Source organism: Comamonas brasiliensis (genome assembly GCF_018292285.1).
In the GTDB taxonomy this organism is placed as follows: Bacteria; Pseudomonadota; Gammaproteobacteria; order Burkholderiales; family Burkholderiaceae_C; genus Comamonas; species Comamonas brasiliensis.
In genome coordinates, this window is record NZ_JAANES010000001.1 from 649305 (window position 1) to 666424 (window position 17120).

General features: G+C 62.8%; 17 protein-coding genes. 12 read left to right on the forward strand and 5 right to left on the reverse strand.

The features are described from left to right. Positions 1-110: 110 nt before the first annotated feature. The gene (locus tag DJFAAGMI_RS02930; RefSeq protein WP_211455872.1) at positions 111-1091 is read right to left on the reverse strand and encodes an alpha/beta fold hydrolase; all 981 of its coding nucleotides are present in this window, start codon (positions 1089-1091) and stop codon (positions 111-113) included. Between the two features lie 157 nt (positions 1092-1248). Between DJFAAGMI_RS02930 and DJFAAGMI_RS02935 the strand changes: the two genes are divergently transcribed. The 7 genes from DJFAAGMI_RS02935 to DJFAAGMI_RS02965 all read left to right on the forward strand — a co-directional run bounded on the left by DJFAAGMI_RS02935 (position 1249) and on the right by DJFAAGMI_RS02965 (position 9104). Beyond that, complete coding sequence (locus tag DJFAAGMI_RS02935) at positions 1249-2310, forward strand: aldo/keto reductase (protein WP_211456707.1); 1062 nt, start codon at positions 1249-1251, stop codon at positions 2308-2310. A 69-nt stretch (positions 2311-2379) separates the two neighbouring features. Continuing rightward, positions 2380-2880 (forward strand): Cys-tRNA(Pro) deacylase, encoded by a 501-nt coding sequence (gene ybaK, locus DJFAAGMI_RS02940; protein WP_211455873.1) that lies wholly within the window; start codon positions 2380-2382, stop codon positions 2878-2880. 197 nt (positions 2881-3077) lie between these two features. Beyond that, positions 3078-3764, forward strand: coding sequence for a glycerol-3-phosphate 1-O-acyltransferase PlsY (gene plsY / locus DJFAAGMI_RS02945; protein ID WP_211455874.1), 687 nt, complete (start codon positions 3078-3080; stop codon positions 3762-3764). Positions 3765-3849: 85 nt separating this feature from the next. Next, a complete protein-coding gene (locus DJFAAGMI_RS02950) occupies positions 3850-5376 on the forward strand; it encodes a DUF4178 domain-containing protein (protein WP_211455875.1) in 1527 nt (508 codons plus the stop codon). Positions 5377-5405: 29 nt separating this feature from the next. Then, positions 5406-5621 (forward strand): DUF350 domain-containing protein, encoded by a 216-nt coding sequence (locus DJFAAGMI_RS02955; protein WP_003056416.1) that lies wholly within the window; start codon positions 5406-5408, stop codon positions 5619-5621. A 196-nt stretch (positions 5622-5817) separates the two neighbouring features. After that, a complete protein-coding gene (locus DJFAAGMI_RS02960) occupies positions 5818-7368 on the forward strand; it encodes a polyamine aminopropyltransferase (protein WP_211455876.1) in 1551 nt (516 codons plus the stop codon). Next, positions 7368-9104, forward strand: coding sequence for an NAD(P)-binding protein (locus DJFAAGMI_RS02965; RefSeq protein WP_211455877.1), 1737 nt, complete (start codon positions 7368-7370; stop codon positions 9102-9104). The genes DJFAAGMI_RS02960 and DJFAAGMI_RS02965 overlap by 1 nt, the downstream gene beginning before the upstream one ends. Before the next feature lie 11 nt (positions 9105-9115). On the opposite strand, the gene DJFAAGMI_RS02970 is transcribed toward DJFAAGMI_RS02965, so the two are convergent. The 3 genes from DJFAAGMI_RS02970 to DJFAAGMI_RS02980 form a co-directional block, all read right to left on the reverse strand. Then, positions 9116-10108, reverse strand: coding sequence for an HD-GYP domain-containing protein (locus DJFAAGMI_RS02970; protein WP_211455878.1), 993 nt, complete (start codon positions 10106-10108; stop codon positions 9116-9118). A gap of 15 nt (positions 10109-10123) precedes the next feature. Next, positions 10124-10762, reverse strand: coding sequence for a retropepsin-like aspartic protease family protein (locus tag DJFAAGMI_RS02975; protein ID WP_419095601.1), 639 nt, complete (start codon positions 10760-10762; stop codon positions 10124-10126). Positions 10763-10858: 96 nt separating this feature from the next. Beyond that, positions 10859-11344: a YajQ family cyclic di-GMP-binding protein gene (locus DJFAAGMI_RS02980; RefSeq protein ID WP_003056407.1), complete on the reverse strand. Its 486-nt coding sequence runs from the start codon at positions 11342-11344 to the stop codon at positions 10859-10861. Positions 11345-11447: 103 nt separating this feature from the next. On the opposite strand from DJFAAGMI_RS02980, the gene murB reads away from it, so the two are divergent. Then, a complete protein-coding gene (gene murB, locus DJFAAGMI_RS02985) occupies positions 11448-12545 on the forward strand; it encodes a UDP-N-acetylmuramate dehydrogenase (RefSeq protein WP_211455880.1) in 1098 nt (365 codons plus the stop codon). A 60-nt stretch (positions 12546-12605) separates the two neighbouring features. Here the strand turns inward: murB and DJFAAGMI_RS02990 are convergent, their stop codons facing one another. Next, entirely contained in the window at positions 12606-13097 is a 492-nt protein-coding gene (locus DJFAAGMI_RS02990) for a hypothetical protein (protein ID WP_019043344.1), read from the reverse strand. A 262-nt stretch (positions 13098-13359) separates the two neighbouring features. Here DJFAAGMI_RS02990 and phaR point away from each other — a divergent pair, with 262 nt between their 5' ends. The 4 genes from phaR (at position 13360) to DJFAAGMI_RS03010 (ending at position 16958) form a co-directional block, all read left to right on the forward strand. Then, positions 13360-13905, forward strand: a complete 546-nt coding sequence (phaR, locus tag DJFAAGMI_RS02995) for a polyhydroxyalkanoate synthesis repressor PhaR (RefSeq protein WP_003056399.1) — start codon at positions 13360-13362, stop codon at positions 13903-13905. Between the two features lie 216 nt (positions 13906-14121). Further along, on the forward strand, positions 14122-15504 hold the full coding sequence (locus tag DJFAAGMI_RS03000) for a DUF1329 domain-containing protein (protein WP_211455881.1): 1383 nt from the start codon (positions 14122-14124) through the stop codon (positions 15502-15504). 150 nt (positions 15505-15654) lie between these two features. Beyond that, the gene (locus tag DJFAAGMI_RS03005) at positions 15655-16419 is read left to right on the forward strand and encodes an SDR family oxidoreductase (RefSeq protein WP_211455882.1); all 765 of its coding nucleotides are present in this window, start codon (positions 15655-15657) and stop codon (positions 16417-16419) included. Between the two features lie 146 nt (positions 16420-16565). After that, complete coding sequence (locus DJFAAGMI_RS03010; protein ID WP_043004464.1) at positions 16566-16958, forward strand: VOC family protein; 393 nt, start codon at positions 16566-16568, stop codon at positions 16956-16958. The last annotated feature ends 162 nt before the right edge of the window (positions 16959-17120 follow it).

The window sequence follows — 17120 nt, forward strand, 5'->3', positions numbered from 1 at the left end:
GTTGTACATTGATTTCAGATATAAATGATTCTGAAAATAAATGATTGCGTGCGCTACAAGCTCCTGTAGAGATAGCAAGCAGCAGTCGCAGTCTCAGCAGTAGCAGTCCTTCAGCGCAGAAAGTCCTCGATCAGCCTGGCCACGGCCTCTGGCTGGTCGTGGTGCAGCATATGGCCAGCGTCCTGCACATGGGCGATCTCGCATTGCGGGATGTGGCGAATGCGCTCGTGGTATTGCTCCAGCGTGTAGCGGCCCTGGTGCCACTGGCCCAGGCTGTCGTCCGACGCCTCGACCGACAGCGTAGGCGCGCTGATGGCGGCCAGGCAGGCCAGCGCTTCGTCCACGCGGTAGAGATAGGGGTTGGCGATCTTGTGCGCGGCGTCGCCCAGAATATGCCAGCGGCCCTGGGCATCGGGGGCCGACCAATGGTGAGCCAGCCATAGCGCCTTGTCGCGGGGCAGGCGGCGATTGGTTTTTTGCAGGCGGTTGGCAACGGCCTCCACGCTGTCGTAGGACGCGAGGCCCAGGCCGCCGGCACGCTGTTCGCGCAACTGGTCCATCCACTGAGCCAGACGCCCGGGGGCTTGGTCGGCCGTGGTCGGCGCCATGCCGAAGCCCTCGAGATTGACAAAGCGGCGAATGCGCTGCGGCCGCGCTCCCGCATACATGCAGGAGATATTGCCCCCCATGCTGTGGCCGACCAGGTCGATGGGCTGATCGGGCGAGATCTGCTCCAGCAACATGTCCAGATCGGCCAGGTAGTCGGTGAAGTAGTAGCTGTCGCAGGGTTCGGCGCCGCGGCTCAGGCCGAAGCCGCGCCAGTCGTGGGCCACGATGCGGCGACCCTGGACAAAGGCGTCGCTGAAGGCGTCGACCACAAACTGGTAGGAGGCAGCCACATCCATCCAGCCATGGGCCAGCACCAGCACCGGCAGATCCGGATCGAGCCGGGAGCCGGCCTCGGGCTCCCAGCTGCGCAGGTGGCACTGCATATTGCGCACGGGCAGCATCTGCGACTGCCACTGGCGGCGCGGCTGATAGGGCGAGATATCGGTGATCGGGCTGGTCTGCGTGGGGTGATGCGTTGTCATAGGGTCTCCGTTGATTTGATTATTGCTGCGCTTGCGGCATGGCCCGTCGTGCGCGGGACAGCCGGGTGCGCAAAAACAGGGAGCCCGCCGTGGTCTTGGGCTCTCAGGCCCTAAACTCGGGAGCATGACTTTTGCTGCATCCAACTCACGTCTTTCCATGAATCCCGTCGCTCTGGGGCAGAGCGATTTGCGCGTCAGCCCCATCTGTCTGGGCACCATGACGTTTGGCGAGCAGGTCGACGAAGCCGAAGCCTGGCGCATCATGGACCGCGCCGTGGAACGCGGCGTGGATTTCTTCGATACGGCCGAAATGTATGCCGTGCCGGCCCGCGAGGCCACCTGTGGCGCGACGGAGTCCATCATCGGCCGCTGGCTCAAGGCCCGCCCCGGCATGCGCGAGCGGATCACGCTGGCCAGCAAGGTGGCCGGCCCCTCGCGCGGCATGCCCTGGATCCGCGAAGGCTCGGGCCTGTCGGCGCAGGACATCGTGCGCTCCTGCGACGCCAGTCTCGAGCGCCTGCAGACCGAGGTGATCGACCTCTACCAGATCCACTGGCCCGAGCGCCATGTGCCGGCCTTCGGCGGCATGTACTACGACCCCGACAAGGAAAGCTCGCTCACGCCCATCCACGAACAGCTGCAGGCGCTCGCCGGTCTGGTCAGGCAGGGCAAGATCCGCCACATCGGCCTGTCCAACGAGACGCCTTATGGCGTGCACGAGTTCGTGCGCCTGGCCGAGCAGCACGGACTGCCGCGCGTGGCCTCGATTCAGAACCCCTATTGCCTGGTCAACCGCAGCTATGAGAACGGGCTGGACGAAACCTGCCACCGCCTCGATGTGTCGCTGCTGGCCTATTCGCCGCTGGCGTTCGGCCTGCTGACGGGCAAGTTCGACCAGTTTGCGCCGACCGAGGAGGGCGCGCCCAAGCAGGCGCGCATCGCCAGGTATGAATCGGTGCAGAGACAGCGCTGGGGCCGCCCCGATGCGCTGGCTGCCGCACGCCGCTACAACGCGTTGGCTCAGCAGCATGGCCTGACACCGGTGCAGCTGGCGCTGGCCTTCTGCTACACCAAGTGGCAGGTGGCCAGCACCATCATCGGTGTGACTTCGGTGGCCCAGCTCGACGAGGATCTGAATGCCTGGGGCACGCAGCTGCCTGCCGAGCTGCTGGCCGCAATCGATGCCATCCGCTGGGAGATGCGCGACCCAGCTGTCTGAGGGTTTTATTGAGGGAAAATGGCTGCAGGTCCATGTGGAGCATGTGCCAGCAGCTATCAAGATTGAATCATGGCAAAAAAAGACAAGAACGCCCATGTGAGCGAGACGCCGGCCACGCAGATGCTCAAGGCCCACAAGGTGGAGTTCACCGAGCACCCTTATGACTATGTGGAGCATGGCGGCACCGAAGAGTCGGCGCGTCAGCTGGGGCTTAACGAGCATGCGGTCGTCAAGACCCTGGTGATGCAGGATCAGGATGCCAGGCCGCTGATCGTGCTCATGCATGGCGACTGCAAGGTATCGACCAAGAACCTGGCGCGCCAGATCGGGGTCAAGAGCGTGGAGCCCTGCAAGCCCGAGGTGGCCAACCGCCACAGCGGCTATCTGGTGGGCGGCACCTCGCCGTTTGGCACCAGGCGCGAAATGCCGGTCTATATCGAGGAAACCATACTCGCGCTGCCACGCATTGCCATCAATGGCGGGCGGCGCGGCTATCTGGTGCAACTGGCCCCTGAGGTTTGTACCCGTCTGCTCGATGCCCGGCCGGTGCACTGCGCGCTGGCAGAATAGGGGGCTAGCCAGCCGGGGGCAGACGCCGGCTGGCAAAAAACGCAAACAACAAGGACTTACGCCAACCAGGATGCACAACGGGCATGACGGTCTACAAACCGCCATGCCTGATCCGGGTTGCGCAAGTCGTGACAACAATCGGTGCCGTCGACCTTGGTTGGCGAGCCTTAGGGCCAGTCTCTGGCCGAGGAATTCCTTTGAACGCCCTCTATCCCGTTATCGCCGTCATCGCGGCCTATCTGATTGGTTCGCTGTCCTTTGCCGTCATCGTCAGCCGCGTCATGGGCTTGAACGACCCGCGCACCTATGGCAGCGGCAACCCCGGGGCCACCAATGTGCTGCGCTCGGGCAGCAAGGCGGCTGCGGCCGTCACGCTGCTGCTGGATGCACTCAAGGGTCTGGTGCCCGTGGTACTGGTCAAGGCCTTCGGCGAGCCGTTCGGTCTGGGCGACAGCACGGTGGCACTGGCCGGCCTGGCGGCTTTCCTGGGCCATCTGTATCCGGTGTTCTTCGGCTTCAAGGGCGGCAAGGGCGTGGCCACGGCGCTGGGCGTGCTGCTGGGCATCAGCGGCTGGCTGGGTCTGGCGACGGCGCTGACCTGGGTCATCGTGGCCGTGTTCTTCCGTTACTCCTCCCTGGCCGCGCTGGTGGCCTCGGTGTTCGCGCCCGTGTACTACGTGCTGTGCAGCGGCATCGTCTGGGATGCGGAAACGCCCATCACTGCTGCGATTGTGGTGATGGCGATCCTGCTGGTCTGGCGTCATCGCGAAAACATCCAGCGCCTGATCGCCGGCAAGGAGTCCAGGCTGGGCCAGAAAAAGGCCGAGGGCTCCAAGCCTGCAGAGGGCGCGGCCCGCAAGAGCGGCAAGAGCAAGCATCGCTAGGACGCGGCTGCTACATTTCACCGAGGCCGCCTTCAGGCCTCTTCCATTCAAGCGCAAGAAGCTCCTGATTAAATAGCAAAAAGATATGGCTTCCAGCCCATCGCAGCGCGACTACAGCGCTCCCTGTCCTGGTTGTGGCGCGCCGGTCCACTTCGCGAGTGCGCAATCGAGTTTTGCCGTCTGCGAGTTCTGCCGCAGCACCGTGCTGCGCGATGGCGAGACGCTCAAGCGCATTGGCTCCATGGCCGAGGTGTTCGAGGATTACAGCCCGCTGCAGCTGGGCGCCTCGGGCATGGTCAAGCGCAACGGCAAGCCCGAGCCCTTCAGCATCGTGGGCCGCGCGCAATACAAAAGTGCGGCCGGCAGCTGGTCGGAATGGGTGGCTGCGCTCAGCAACGGCGAGCTCGCCTGGCTGAGCGAGGACAACGGCAGCTTTGTCTTTGCCGTGAACTGGCAGCCGCCGGGCTGGAAGGTGACCGAGTTCCAGCAGCGCGAATGGCGCATGGGCCGTGAGCTCAAGGCCGGCACGGAATCCTTCACCGTCACCAGCATTCAGGATGCACAGCTGATGGCGGCTCAGGGCGAGCTGCCCCAGCTGCCCCAGCTGGGCAAGAGCTTCAAGCTGGTGGAGCTGCGCAGCGAGAAGAACCAGATTCTCTCCATCGACTTCAGTGACAAGACACCGGCCTTCAGCCTGGGGGCTGCCGTGGCGCTGGAGGCATTGCAGATGCAGGGCTTGCGCAGCAGTGCCCAGCAAAAAAGCCAGGGGCGCCACTTCAACTGTCCCAAGTGCGGTGCCGTGGTGCCCGTGCGCTTCGACACCACCAAGGCCCTGAGCTGCCCCAGCTGCGGCAGCCTGATCGACATGTCCAAGGGCATGGGGGCGGAGCTGAGCTATGCCGAGCAGCGCAGAAAGGTCAAGCCTCTGATCCCGCTGGGCAGCGAAGGCACGCTCGACGGGCTGAAATGGCAGGTCGTGGGTTTTCAAAGGCGCAGCGGGCGTGGCCTGGGCGAGGATGAGGACGACAGCTTCACCTGGGACGAGTATCTGCTCTACAACAAGAAGGCGGGCTTTTCGTTCATCGTCGATTCGGAGGACGGCTGGAGCACGGCACGCGTCATCACGGGCGCCCCAAAGCTCAGCAAGAACGGCGCCACGGCGACCTATCTGCAGCGCAAATACCAGCGCGACTATGCCTATCTGGCCGAGACTGAGTATGCCGAGGGCGAGTTCTACTGGCCCGTCTTCAAGGGCGCCAAGTCCAGCAATGTGGACTTTGCCAATGGCGGCAAGCAGTCCACGCTGGCGCTGGAGACCGCCAATCAGGAAACCACCTGGACCCACGGGCAGCGTGCGTCGGCAGAGACCATTGCCCAGGCCTTCGGCACGGGCAAGCTCAAGGATCGCTCCCAGGTCAGCCCGCTGTCGGGCAGCGGCTTCAGCTGGGGCACGATCCTGTTCTGGCTGTTCCTGCTGCTGTTCATACTGCCGTTTCTGCGCGCCTGCATGTCCAGCCCCAACTGCGATCCGCGCACCGACCCCAACTGCAGCTACAGCCGCTCCAGCAGCGGCTCCTATGGTGGCTATACCTCCGGCGGAAGCCACAAATAGCACCCCCATCTCATTCGAGGAGAGAGATCATGTTTGACTGGTTCAACCCCCAGAACTTCTTCGGCTCCATCATCTACGCTCTGGTGGGCGTGGTGGTGTTCTGGCTGTGCTTCATCATCATCGACAAGATCACGCCCGTGGACATGTGGGCCGAGATCGTGGAGAAGCACAACAAGGCGCTGGCCATGGTGGTGGCGGCCATGTGCCTGGGCATCAGCATCATCGTCGCTGCGGCGATTCACTAAACACCCCCTGAGGCGCCCGCGCCTTCCCCCTCTCTCGCTACGCGGGAGGGGGACGACTGCATCGCTGCGCGGCGGCGCTTGCTGGCAGTCTCTCGTTTGCAGCGCGCCGGGTCTGAGCTTCAGAGTCCAATGGGAAGTGCTGATTCCCGAGGAGTGCAGGCCGATGGTGTGCTGAACTAGATAGAAAGTACCTTTGATGACTTCGATGGTGGCCGAGGAGCATAGCGCTGGCCAGGGGCCTCGGCCCATTGATGTGGCGCTGCTGGCCAGCGTGTTCGTGATTGCGGCCTGCGGTCTGCTCTATGAGCTGGCAGCAGGGGCGCTGGCGTCCTATCTGCTCGGCGATTCGGTGCTGCAGTTCTCCACCATCATCGGCACCTATCTGTTTGCCATGGGCATCGGCTCGTGGCTGTCGCGCTATTTCGAAGACCAGCTGCCCGCGCATTTTCTGCGTGTGGAGCTGATGGTGGCGCTGGTCGGCGGTGCCTTGCCGGCCGTGCTGTTTCTGGCCAATGCCTATGCGCCGGGCGCGTTCCGCTTTCTGCTCTACGGCATGGTGATGGTGGTGGGCACGCTGGTGGGGCTGGAGATTCCGCTGGTGATGCGCATCTTGAAGCGCAATGCATCGCTCAAGGATCTGGTCTCCAAGGTGCTGACCTTCGACTATCTCGGAGCCCTGGCCGTGTCGCTGGCCTTTCCCATCGTGCTGGTGCCCAAGCTGGGGCTGGTTCGCACAGGTCTGCTGTTCGGCTTCATGAACGCAGCCATTGCGGTCTGGGCCCTGGTGCTGTTCAAGCATGAGCTGCGCAATCTGCGTGCCCATGCCTGGGCTTGCGCGCTGGTGCTGCTGGCTCTGGGTGGCGGCATCGTGGGCGCGGATCAGCTGACCCGGCTGGCCGACGATCATTTCTACCAGGATCGCATCGTGCTGAGCAGCAGCTCGCCCTATCAGCGCATTGTGGTGACACAGGGACGTCAGGGCGCGCGCCTGTATCTGAACGGAAATCTGCAGTTTGCCCAGAGCGACGAGTACCGCTATCACGAAGCGCTGGTCCACCCCGCCATGGCCGCACATGGTGCACCGAAGAAGGTGGCTGTGCTGGGCGGCGGCGACGGCATGGCGGTGCGCGAGGTGCTCAAGTATCCGGGTGTGGAATCTGTCGTGCTGGTGGAGCTGGACCCGGCCATGACCGATCTGTTCAAGAGCAATGCCATGATGACGGCGCTCAATGGCAATGCGCTCAACGATGCCCGCGTGAGCATCGTCAATACTGATGCGTTTCACTGGCTGCAGCAAAGCGCCGAGACCTTCGATGTGATCGTGGTGGATTTTCCCGATCCCACCAACTTCGCCATAGGCAAGCTGTTCACCAACAGTTTTTATTCGCTGCTGGACAAGCGTCTGGCGGCCAGCGGCTATGCCGTGATTCAGACCACATCGCCGCTGATTGCGCGCCAGAGCTTCTGGACCGTGGTGCAGACCGTGGAGTCCGTGGGTCTGACGGCCAGGCCCTATCACGTGCATGTGCCCAGTTTTGGGGAATGGGGCTTTGTGCTGGCCAGCCATCGTCCCTGGCGCGAGCCCGAGACCTTGCCCACCGGCATGCGTTTTCTGACCCTGCCCACGCTGCGCCTGATGTTTGACTTCCCTCTCGATATGGCGCGCGTGCCGACCGAGGTGAATCGCCTGTCCAATCAGGTGCTGGTCAACACCTATGAGCGCGAGTGGGGCAAGGTGGAGCATTGATGCGGGCCGATCTGAAGCGGCGCGACTGGCTCGGGCTGGCGGCCGCCGGCGCTTTGGGCGCAGCGGGCCTGGCCGGCTGCAAGCAGCCAGCGCCCAGGCTGGAGGATTTGCCGGGCGGCTTCAGTGGCGTGGCGCTGGAGCGCGGTCATGGCCTGCGCCCCTTCTGGCAGCGCCTGGCGCAAGGGCTGGAGCTGCCCGCACCTGCCGTAGTGCACCGGGCACCGGTCGTGATAGCGGGCGGCGGCATGGCTGGGCTGGCGGCGGCGCGTGCGCTGGAGCTGGCGGGCGTTCAGGGCGCAGCCTTGCTCGATACCCAGACCGCCATGGGCGGCAACAGCCAGGGCGGGCAGGTCAAGGGCATAGCCTGCCCCCTGGGCGCCCACTATCTGCCCGTGCCCGGCGACGATGCCCATGAGGTGCAGGACTGGCTGGAGGAGCTGGGCGTGCGCCAGCGTGCAGCCGGCCGCTGGCGCTATGACGAGCGCTACCTCTGCCATAGCCCGCAGGAGCGCTTGTACTGGCAGGGCGGCTGGCATGAGGGACTGCTGCCGGTGCAGGGCGTGAGCCAGCGCACGCTGGAGCAATATGCGCTGTTTGAAAAACTGGTCGAGGCAGCGTCTCGGGCCGCAGCCTTTGCCATGCCATCCATCCGTGTCTGGCAGCGCGACGCGGGTCTGCCTGCCGCCCACGCCGAGCTGGATGCGCAGCGCTTTGACCAGTGGCTGGCGGCACAGGGACTTGATGACGAACGTCTGCTCTGGTATCTAGACTACAGCTGCCGCGATGATTTCGGCGCCGGTCTGAGCCGCGTCTCTGCCTGGGCTGGGATTCATTATTTCGCCAGCCGCCATGGGTTTCATGCGCCGCGTCCGCAGCCCGAACATGAGAGCGATGGGGGCGGCGAGCAGGTGCTGACCTGGCCCCAGGGCAATGGCTGGCTGGCCCAGCAACTGGTGGCGGGACTGAAGGCCACGCAGCTGCAGGCCGATTGCAGTGTGCTCGCCATCACCGAGGATGCGGGCGGCGTGCAGATCGAGGTCTATCACCACGGCCGTCAGCAGCATGAACGCTGGCTGGCGCACCATTGCGTGGTGGCCTTACCCAGTTTTGTGGCCGCACGCGTGCTGCGCGATGCGCCCGATTTTCTGCGCACCGTGTCGGCCCGCCTGGACTGGGCGCCCTGGTTGGTGGCGAACATCCATATCGACCGGCCGCTGGCCGACTATCCGGGGGCCGAACCTGCCTGGGACAATGTGCTGTACCGCGACGGCAATGCGGGCGGGCTGGGCTATGTGGATGCGGGCAATCAGCGGCTGGACCGTGTCAGCCGCCAGCCCACGGTGCTGAGCTACTACCAGGCGCTGGGGGACTGGGCCGAAGGGCGCAGGCAATTGATGCAGCAACCGTTTGCCTTCTGGCGCGACCGCATCGTGAACACGTTGAGCGAGCCGCACCCCGATCTGCTGCAGCATGCCACACGCATGGAAATCACCCGCTATGGCCATGCCATGGCGATTCCGCGCCCTGGTGATCAGCGGATATTGAGCGAAATCGCACTAAAGTTCAATGCCAGCAAGCGAAAGCTGCTATTGAACGGGGAGCGCGTGCAGGGTCTGCCCACACCTGCAACGGCACGGCTGAGCTTTGCGCATGCGGATTGGGCCGGCTATTCGGTACTGGAAGAAGCGTTCACGCGCGGCCACCATGCAGGGTTGATGGCGGCACAGGGCGTCTAGAGCGCAAAGCCTCAGCGTCTGCTGCCCGGCAGCTTGACCATGCGGTACAGCTCGGCATTGCCGCGCGCGCTGTGAATGCCCAGCTGGGCCATGGAGCGCAGATCCAGATCCAGCGTCAGCGAGGAACGCGCCAGTGCCGAGGTGATCGCCGGCCTGCGCCCGTCCAGATGCCAGATGGGCGGGTACATGCTGTGGCCATCACTGTCGATCACGCTGGCTATCTGGGGCTCCTCCAGGCTTTTGCCACGGCGCAGCACGACGGCCACTTCGCCATTGACCAGCTGCACATAGGTGCCGGGGGGGTACAGACCCACGACATCGATCAGGGCCTGCTTGACTTCGTCGGCGTATTGTCCGCCTTGCTGCAGCACCTGCAGCGACTCGGTGGCAGAGCGGCCGCTACGGGTCTTGCGCGGGCTGATCAGGGCGGCATAGCGATCCACCGTGCCCAGAATGCGCACCAGGCGCTCCAGCGGCTGCAGCTGTGCCAGCGGCGCGGGTTGCAGCACGACATGGTGGTATTGCACCGTATCCAGCCAGAGCTGGTCGCGCACCATCAGCCGCTCCAGCGTCAGGCGGCCTTCGGTGGGGTGTTGCTTGACGGCTTCGGCCTGCTGGCTGTTCAGCGGCGTGCGTTGCTCGGCCAGCTGGTTTTGCAGCACGGTCATGCCGATATTCATGGTCAGCGCGGCGCGGATCAGTGTGTCGCGCTCGGGCTGGGGCAGGCCCAGCTCCTTGGCCAGGATGTGGCACAGCCCTGCGCAGACCACCGCATGAGAGGGGCTATAGCCCACGGTGGTCGAGCTGGCACGCTGAAACATCAGGTACAGCGCGGCGTCGCTGTCCTGGGTGATGAGATCCTGCAACCATAGATCGAGCTGGTGCAGCTTGATGGCAAAGCCGGGAATGCGCAGCGGCTCGGTCAGCAACAGCGCCAGTGCCGCCTCCAGGTCCGACCACAGGCCCAGCAGGTCTTCGTAGGGGTCGTCGTAGCGTGCTTGCATGGGCGTGAGGCGGGTTCAGTTCTTTTCCAGAACCATCTCATTGCCCCTGCGGGTCATCTGAAACTGGGTCAGCAGATTGTTGCCCAGCAGCACATAGGGCATGGATTGGGGGGCGACGACGGCGTCCATGCCGTAGACCTCCATTTCGCCCAGCTTGACGCTGTCGAGCTTGATGCGCCAACCCTGGGCAGTGCCGTTGGCGGTGCGCATCAGTACGGGGACGCCCTGTTCGTAAGGCAGGCCCATGCGATCAGCATCGGCGCGGCCGATGGCAATGGTGCTGGCGCCGGTGTCCACCATGTACTGCATGGTTTTGCCATTGATATAGCCACGATCGATAAAATGCCCGCGCGAGTCGGCGATCAGGACCAGCCTGCCAGAGCGCGCGGCGCCGCCAGTGCCGCCCCGGCTGCCCACGCTGACCGGAGCATCGCCCAGGCGCACGGTCTGGCGCCGGCCCTTGATATCCACCACGGCGGTGTCGCCGCTGATCTGCAGCAGGCGCACTTCCCTGTGGCTTTCGTTGACGGCCAGTGCCTTGGGGGCGCTGCCATCAATGACCAGCAAGGCCTTGCTGCCCAGCACGCCGGTCAGTGCCACGGACTGGCCCCAGACGGAGCCGGCGGCCAGGCCGATCGACAGCAGAAGACCCATGCGGCGCAGGCCGGAGGTCCCCGGCCAGGGCATTGGCGGGTCGCTCCGCGCGGCGGCAGAGGAGCAGGCAGCGAACCTGCGCAGCAGGGGTTTCATTCAATCGCGGAAGTTGTTGAACGACAGGGGATGGTCGGCCAGGTCCTTGCGGATCAGGGCCATGGCCGCCTGCAGATCGTCGCGCTTGGCGCCGGTGATGCGGACCTTCTCTTCCTGAATGGCGGCCTGCACCTTAAGCTTGCTTTCCTTCATCAGCTTCTGGATCTGCTTGGCCAGCTCGGACTCGATGCCGTTCTTGACCTTGATGAGTTGCTTGACCTTGTCGCCACCAATCTTCTGGGCCTTCTGGATGTCCAGGAAGCGCACGTCCACATTGCGCTTGGTCAGCTTGTTGCGCAGCAGGTCTTCGACTTGCTGCAGCTGGAACTCGGCATCGCCGTACATGGTGATTTCCTTGTCCTTGAGCTCGACGGCGGCCGAAGTGCCCTTGAAGTCGAAACGGGTGCCAATTTCCTTGGTGGCGTTGTCAACGGCGTTCTTCACTTCGACGAAATCGGCTTCGCAAACAGTGTCAAAAGAAGGCATGAGTAATTCCTATCAGTATCAGAGCGGTGAACAGCCACAGTGCGCCGGGCCGTGAAGTGCTGCTTGCCAGCAGCGGAGCAGGCGCAGTGCGACAATTGGGTGGATGTTAGTCGAGAAAAATGTTCCCCTGCAGCATTGCAACACCTTTGGCATTGCCGCGCGCGCCGAAACACTGGTGCGCATTCGTAGCCAGGACGATATCCGCCAGTTCCTCGCCGACCCGCTATGGGGCCGGCAGCCTGTGTTTGTCCTTGGCGGTGGCAGCAATGTGGTGCTGACGGGCGATGTGGCCCCCGTGGTGCTCAAGATGGAAATCATGGGCATGCGGTTGCTGCACGAAACCGACAGGGACTGGATTGTCGAGATCGGCGCCGGTGAGCGCTGGCACGATATGGTGGCATGGACGCTAGCCCAGGGCTATACAGGTCTTGAGAACATGGCGCTGATTCCCGGCACGGTCGGCGCGGCCCCGGTGCAGAACATCGGTGCCTATGGGATTGAGTTGCAGGATCGCTTCGATTCCCTGGATGCCATCGATCTGGTGACCGGCGAGCAATTCAGCCTCAATGCTGCGCAATGCGCCTTCGGCTACCGTGACTCGGTGTTCAAGCATGCACCGGCCCAGCCCAAGTACTGGCCCGTGACCGGCTCGGCGGCCGTCCCGCGCGGCCTGGGTCTCAAGGGGCGGGCGGTGATCACCCGCGTGCGCCTGGCGCTGCCCAAGAGCTGGAAGCCGGATCTGGGCTATCTCGATCTGCAGCGCAAGCAGGCCGAAAAAGGCATAGAGCAGCCGACTGCGCAACAGGTCTTTGAATGGGTCTGCGAGATTCGCCGCGCCAAGCTGCCGGACCCCGAAGTCATCGGCAATGCAGGCAGCTTCTTCAAGAACCCCACGGTGACTACCGAGCAGTGCGCGGACATCATCGCGCGCGAGCCCAAGATTGTTCACTACCCGATGGATGACGGCTCCATCAAGCTGGCGGCCGGCTGGCTGATCGATGCCTGCGGCTGGAAGGGCAAGACCATGGGGCGCGCAGGCGTCTATGACAAGCAGGCGCTGGTGCTGGTCAACCGCGGAGACCGCCACAGCATAGACGCCAGCGTGACAGGCGGCGAGGTGATGACGCTTGCCGGGGCCATCCAGACCAGTGTCTATGAGCGCTTCGGGATTCGCCTGGAACCCGAGCCGGTGGTGATCTGAACCTGAGAGAGCCCATAAAAAATGGAGCCCAAGGGCTCCATTTTTGAGAGCGGCAACGGCTTACTTCCAGAATGCCGGGCGCAGCAAGATACCGGAGATGCGGTAGGGGGCCTTGGGCTCGACCGCCAGCTCCATGGGCACGAAGCCCTTGGTGCAGCTCAGCAGCACGCTGGTGGCCAGAGGCGTGGAGCTTTCCATGCGACCGACCGTCTGGCAACTGCCTACGCCGGTGCGCACCGAATCCAGGGCTTTCTGCACGGTGTCGATAGGAGAGTTCTTGAGGAACTCCTCGTTGAAATTGCTGGCGGCCAGCTTGGACTTGCCGTCCATGGCCGCCACTACGGCTTGCAGGCGTTTGCGCAAGGCGGCGTCAGCGGCAGCTGCATCCACATTGGCAGGGGCTGCCTGGGCTGCAGGTGCAGCCTGTGGTGCTGCGGCCTTGGCGGCATCGGCTGCTGCGGCATCGGGCTGGGCCTGCGCTGCAGTCATGAAGCCGGCGGCAGCCAGCAGGGCGGTCAGACAAACAGCATTGCGTGTTTTGGTGGAGATCATTCCGTTGAGCCTTTCGTCAAACAACGAGAGGCACTGTAAACCTTCTGCAAGCTTTATTTCGCCAGACAGCAGGCTGTTTTTGTGAATGAATGGCAAAGACCTGGTGCAGGCTGTGACGGTGGTGCGACTTTGTTGCAGCGCAGACAAGCTTGTTTGTCAGGGTTACTGCTTGCCGGGACGGCTTGCGCACTGCCTAAAATCTGTTGCACTGCAATAGCTCAATTGACGACGGGGCAGACCCCCAGAACATAAAGGACTTGCAATGCAAGAAAGCAAAGAGGGCAAAGACGGTGATGTCCAGGCGGGGAAGCAGCGAATCATCAAGAAGTACCCCAACCGTCGTCTGTACGACACCAATACCTCTTCATACATCACACTGGCCGAAGTCAAGCAACTGGTCATGGACAGCGAGCCGGTGGTCATCAGGGATGCCAAGACCAATGAAGACCTGACGCGTTCCATTCTGTTGCAGATCATTCTGGAGGAGGAGGCCGGTGGGGCACCCATGTTCTCCGAAGCGATGCTGGCCAACATCATCCGCTTCTATGGCCATGCCATGCAGGGCTTCATGGGAAGTTATATCGAAAAGAACGTGCAGATGTTCACGGACTTCCAGAGCAAGCTGGCGGGCCAGTCCCAGGGCGCGAATCCCGAAGCCTGGAAGCAGTTCATGAGCATGCAGCCTCAGGCCATGCAGGGTTTGATGGGCAGCTATATGGAGCAGTCCCAGAACATGTTCACCCAGATGCAGGAGCAGATGCAAAAGCAGACAGAGCAGATGCTGGGAGTGTTCGGCATCAAGCGCTGAACGTTCAAATACTGTTCCAGAGCGGGCCTGCGGCCCGCTTTTTTTATGGCCGCTGCGCTGGCCTGCCTGCGCTAGTCCCAATTGACGATGCTCTTGAGTGTCTCCGGCCGAACAATGATTTCGTTGCTTCGCAATTGCGAGTCGGCAAGAAAGAAGAACGACAAGAGAAGTTCAATGACAGGTCGATGCATGGAAATGCATCCAAGGAGACTAGGCATGAAGTTAGGAGTGGGGCCCCGTTCGCTGGCGGTCTTGGCTGCAGGCGCGTTGTTGGTGGGGGCGGTCTGGGCCAAGGCAACGCCTGATGAACTGGCAAGGTTGGGCAAGTCGTTGACATGCACGGGCGGAGAAAAAGCGGGCACGGCCAGCGGCGTGCCGGAGTTCACCGGGAAATGGCTGGGCACGCCACCCGGCATTCAATACAACCCGCATGCGGGCCAGCATCCGGTGGACCCTTATGCCAGTGAAAAGCCTTTGTTCACCATCACGGCAGAGAATCTGGCCCAGCATGCCGAACGCCTTACAGAAGGCCAGAAGGCCATGTTTGCCAAATACCCCAGGACCTATCGCATCCCGGTCTATCAAGGGCACCGCGACTTTCGCTTCTCGGATGCCGTCTGCGCGGCTGCCAGGAAGAACGCCCAGGAGGCCGTGATGAATGCCGACGGCCAGGGCACCACGGGGGCGGTCAAGGGCGCGCTGCCCTTTCCGTTTCCCCGCAGTGGTCTGGAGCTGGCCTTCAACAATCTGCTGCCATCACGTGCCTTTACCGAACATACGCTGCGTGACAACGCCAATGTGCTGGCCGATGGCAGCATCGTCTGGGGCCGGGCCGACAACCGCGCTTTCAGCCAGGTCAACGATCCGGCCAATGCGGGGCAGCCACTGAGCAGCCCCATGTCCCAGGGCATGAATGCGGTCAGACTGCCCGAGCGCGAGAAAGGCGGCGTCAGCGTGGTGTCCGAGCCGGTTGAATTTGGCAAGGAAAAGCGCCTGGGCTGGAGTTACGACCCCGGCACGCGCCGGGTTCGCCAGATTCCTGAATACGGTTTCGATCAGCCTCTGTCGGGCACCGGTGGCAAGCTGACCATTGACTCCGACCGCCTGTTCAACGGCTCGCCCGAGCGCTACCACTGGAAGTCGCTGGGCAAGAAGGAAGTCTATGTGCCGGCCAATGCCTACAAGATTCACGGCAGCAGCGTGAAGTATGCCGACCTGCTCAAACCCGGCCATGAAAACCCCGACTACATGCGCTACGAGTTGCGCCGTGTCTGGGTACTGGAGGCTTCACTCAAGGACGGCTATCGCCACATGTTCGGCAAGCGCGTACTGTTCCTTGATGAGGATACCGGTCAGGCGCTGATGAGCGATTACTACGATGCTCGCGGTCAGCTGTGGCTGCAGGCGGTGGTCAACCATTACTACGCCTTCGACGCCAGAATCTGGCACGCGGGCACCAGCTTCTATCACGACCTGAACTCCGGCGGCTATGCGGCCTACAACCTGTTCCAGGAGCGCCCCCAGGGCCCTGTGCTGAACAAGGGCAATATGACCGCAGCCATGTTCACGCCCGAGGCGGCGCGTAACGCCGGCAACTGATGAACATGAATCCGGCAAACAGCCTGGGGTGCACATTGGTGTGGCTGCGGGCTGTCTGCCGGCCAGGCTAGGAGGCGCTTGCGCCTCCTTTTTGTGTGGCAGTGGCAATGCCCTGTTCAGGGCCGAGAAAAAATCAAGAGGAGACGGAGCATGACAAATCGTTTGCAGGGCAAGGTGGCCCTGGTCACTGGTGGCGCCAGCGGCGTGGGGCTGGAAGTGGTGAAGCTGCTTCTTGCCGAAGGTGCCAAGGTCGCATTCAGCGATATCAATGAAGCGGCAGGTCTGCAACTGGCGGCGGAGCTGGGCGAGCACGCCATGTTCGTCCGTCATGACGTGAGCAGCGAGACGGACTGGAAGCTTGTGATGGCGGCGGTGCAGCAGTGTCTGGGCAGGCTCGATGTGCTGGTCAACAACGCCGGCATCCTGCTGCCGGGCGACATGGAATCCGGGCGTCTGGAGGATTTCAGCCGCCTGCTCAGGATCAACACCGAGTCGGTCTTCATCGGCTGCCAGCAGGGCATTGCGGCGATGAAGCAGGCCGGTGGCTCCATCATCAACATGGCTTCGGTATCGAGCTGGCTGCCCGTGGAGCAATATGCGGGCTACAGCGCCAGCAAGGCTGCCGTGTCCGCGTTGACGCGCGCTGCTGCGCTGAACTGCCGCAAGCAAGGCTATGCGATTCGCGTCAACTCCATCCACCCCGATGGCATCTATACGCCCATGATGCAGGCTTCGCTGCCCAAGGGTGTGAGTCAGGAAATGGTCTTGCATGATGCCGAGCGCAATCGCGGGGGACGTGCCTATATGCCTGAGCGTATCGCACAGCTGGTGCTGTTTCTGGCCAGCGACGAGTCCAGCGTCATGAGCGGCAGCGAGCTGCATGCCGATAACTCGATTCTGGGCATGGGGCTGTAGATGACGGCTTGAATCCGGCAGACAGTCACGAAGGCCTTGAATCATTTCAAGGCCTTCGTCGTTTTGCTGAGTAGGATGACGGCGCTGAACGGCAAACAGGCGCGCGTTCAACGTTCCAATTCGCTCGAGCTTTGAGAAGGTGTTTCATGAAACTGGGCTACACAATCGTCTATGTCCCCGATGTCCCGGCATCTCTGGACTTCTTTACCCGCGCATTCGGCATGCAGCGGCGTTTTCTGCATGAATCCGGAACCTACGGCGAGCTCGAGACCGGGCAGACGACGCTGGCATTTGCCGCCCATGAGCTGGGTGGGCTGAATTTTCCGGGAGGCCATGTCGAAGCGCACAGCTCCGCCAAGCCATTGGGCTTCGAAATCGCGCTGGTCACGGAAGATGTCGAGCAGGCCCATCGGAACGCGCTGAGCGCCGGCGCTGCCGAGATGGCCGCACCGACAGCCAAGCCCTGGGGCCAGGTGGTGTCCTATCTGCGTTGCCCCGATGGCTGTGTGGTGGAGCTCTGCACGCCCATGACTGCCTGAGCCAAAGAGGCGCTTGGCCGTCGCCAGGCGGCCCGGTGCCTTCATTCAAGCGCGAGCTGCATCGGAAGCCGTCTCCGTGTTGAGATGGGTTGATATGTTTTTGATAGCTGTCTGCGCTTGGTGGATAAGGCATTGCTTCTATATACTCGCCTCTTTTTGCGA

Excerpts from the sequence above, each read along its gene's own strand:
- DJFAAGMI_RS02930 (WP_211455872.1), bottom strand. The coding sequence starts at position 1,091 with ATGACAACGCATCACCCCACGCAGACCAGCCCGATCACCGATATCTCG.
- DJFAAGMI_RS02935 (WP_211456707.1), top strand. The coding sequence starts at position 1,249 with ATGAATCCCGTCGCTCTGGGGCAGAGCGATTTGCGCGTCAGCCCCATC.
- DJFAAGMI_RS02990 (WP_019043344.1), bottom strand. The coding sequence starts at position 13,097 with ATGATCTCCACCAAAACACGCAATGCTGTTTGTCTGACCGCCCTGCTG.
- DJFAAGMI_RS02980 (WP_003056407.1), bottom strand. The coding sequence starts at position 11,344 with ATGCCTTCTTTTGACACTGTTTGCGAAGCCGATTTCGTCGAAGTGAAG.
- DJFAAGMI_RS03010 (WP_043004464.1), top strand. The coding sequence starts at position 16,566 with ATGAAACTGGGCTACACAATCGTCTATGTCCCCGATGTCCCGGCATCT.
- phaR (WP_003056399.1), top strand. The coding sequence starts at position 13,360 with ATGCAAGAAAGCAAAGAGGGCAAAGACGGTGATGTCCAGGCGGGGAAG.
- DJFAAGMI_RS03005 (WP_211455882.1), top strand. The coding sequence starts at position 15,655 with ATGACAAATCGTTTGCAGGGCAAGGTGGCCCTGGTCACTGGTGGCGCC.
- DJFAAGMI_RS03000 (WP_211455881.1), top strand. The coding sequence starts at position 14,122 with ATGAAGTTAGGAGTGGGGCCCCGTTCGCTGGCGGTCTTGGCTGCAGGC.
- DJFAAGMI_RS02955 (WP_003056416.1), top strand. The coding sequence starts at position 5,406 with ATGTTTGACTGGTTCAACCCCCAGAACTTCTTCGGCTCCATCATCTAC.
- murB (WP_211455880.1), top strand. The coding sequence starts at position 11,448 with ATGTTAGTCGAGAAAAATGTTCCCCTGCAGCATTGCAACACCTTTGGC.
- DJFAAGMI_RS02965 (WP_211455877.1), top strand. The coding sequence starts at position 7,368 with ATGCGGGCCGATCTGAAGCGGCGCGACTGGCTCGGGCTGGCGGCCGCC.
- DJFAAGMI_RS02960 (WP_211455876.1), top strand. The coding sequence starts at position 5,818 with ATGACTTCGATGGTGGCCGAGGAGCATAGCGCTGGCCAGGGGCCTCGG.
- DJFAAGMI_RS02950 (WP_211455875.1), top strand. The coding sequence starts at position 3,850 with ATGGCTTCCAGCCCATCGCAGCGCGACTACAGCGCTCCCTGTCCTGGT.
- DJFAAGMI_RS02970 (WP_211455878.1), bottom strand. The coding sequence starts at position 10,108 with ATGCAAGCACGCTACGACGACCCCTACGAAGACCTGCTGGGCCTGTGG.
- DJFAAGMI_RS02975 (WP_419095601.1), bottom strand. The coding sequence starts at position 10,762 with ATGGGTCTTCTGCTGTCGATCGGCCTGGCCGCCGGCTCCGTCTGGGGC.
- ybaK (WP_211455873.1), top strand. The coding sequence starts at position 2,380 with ATGGCAAAAAAAGACAAGAACGCCCATGTGAGCGAGACGCCGGCCACG.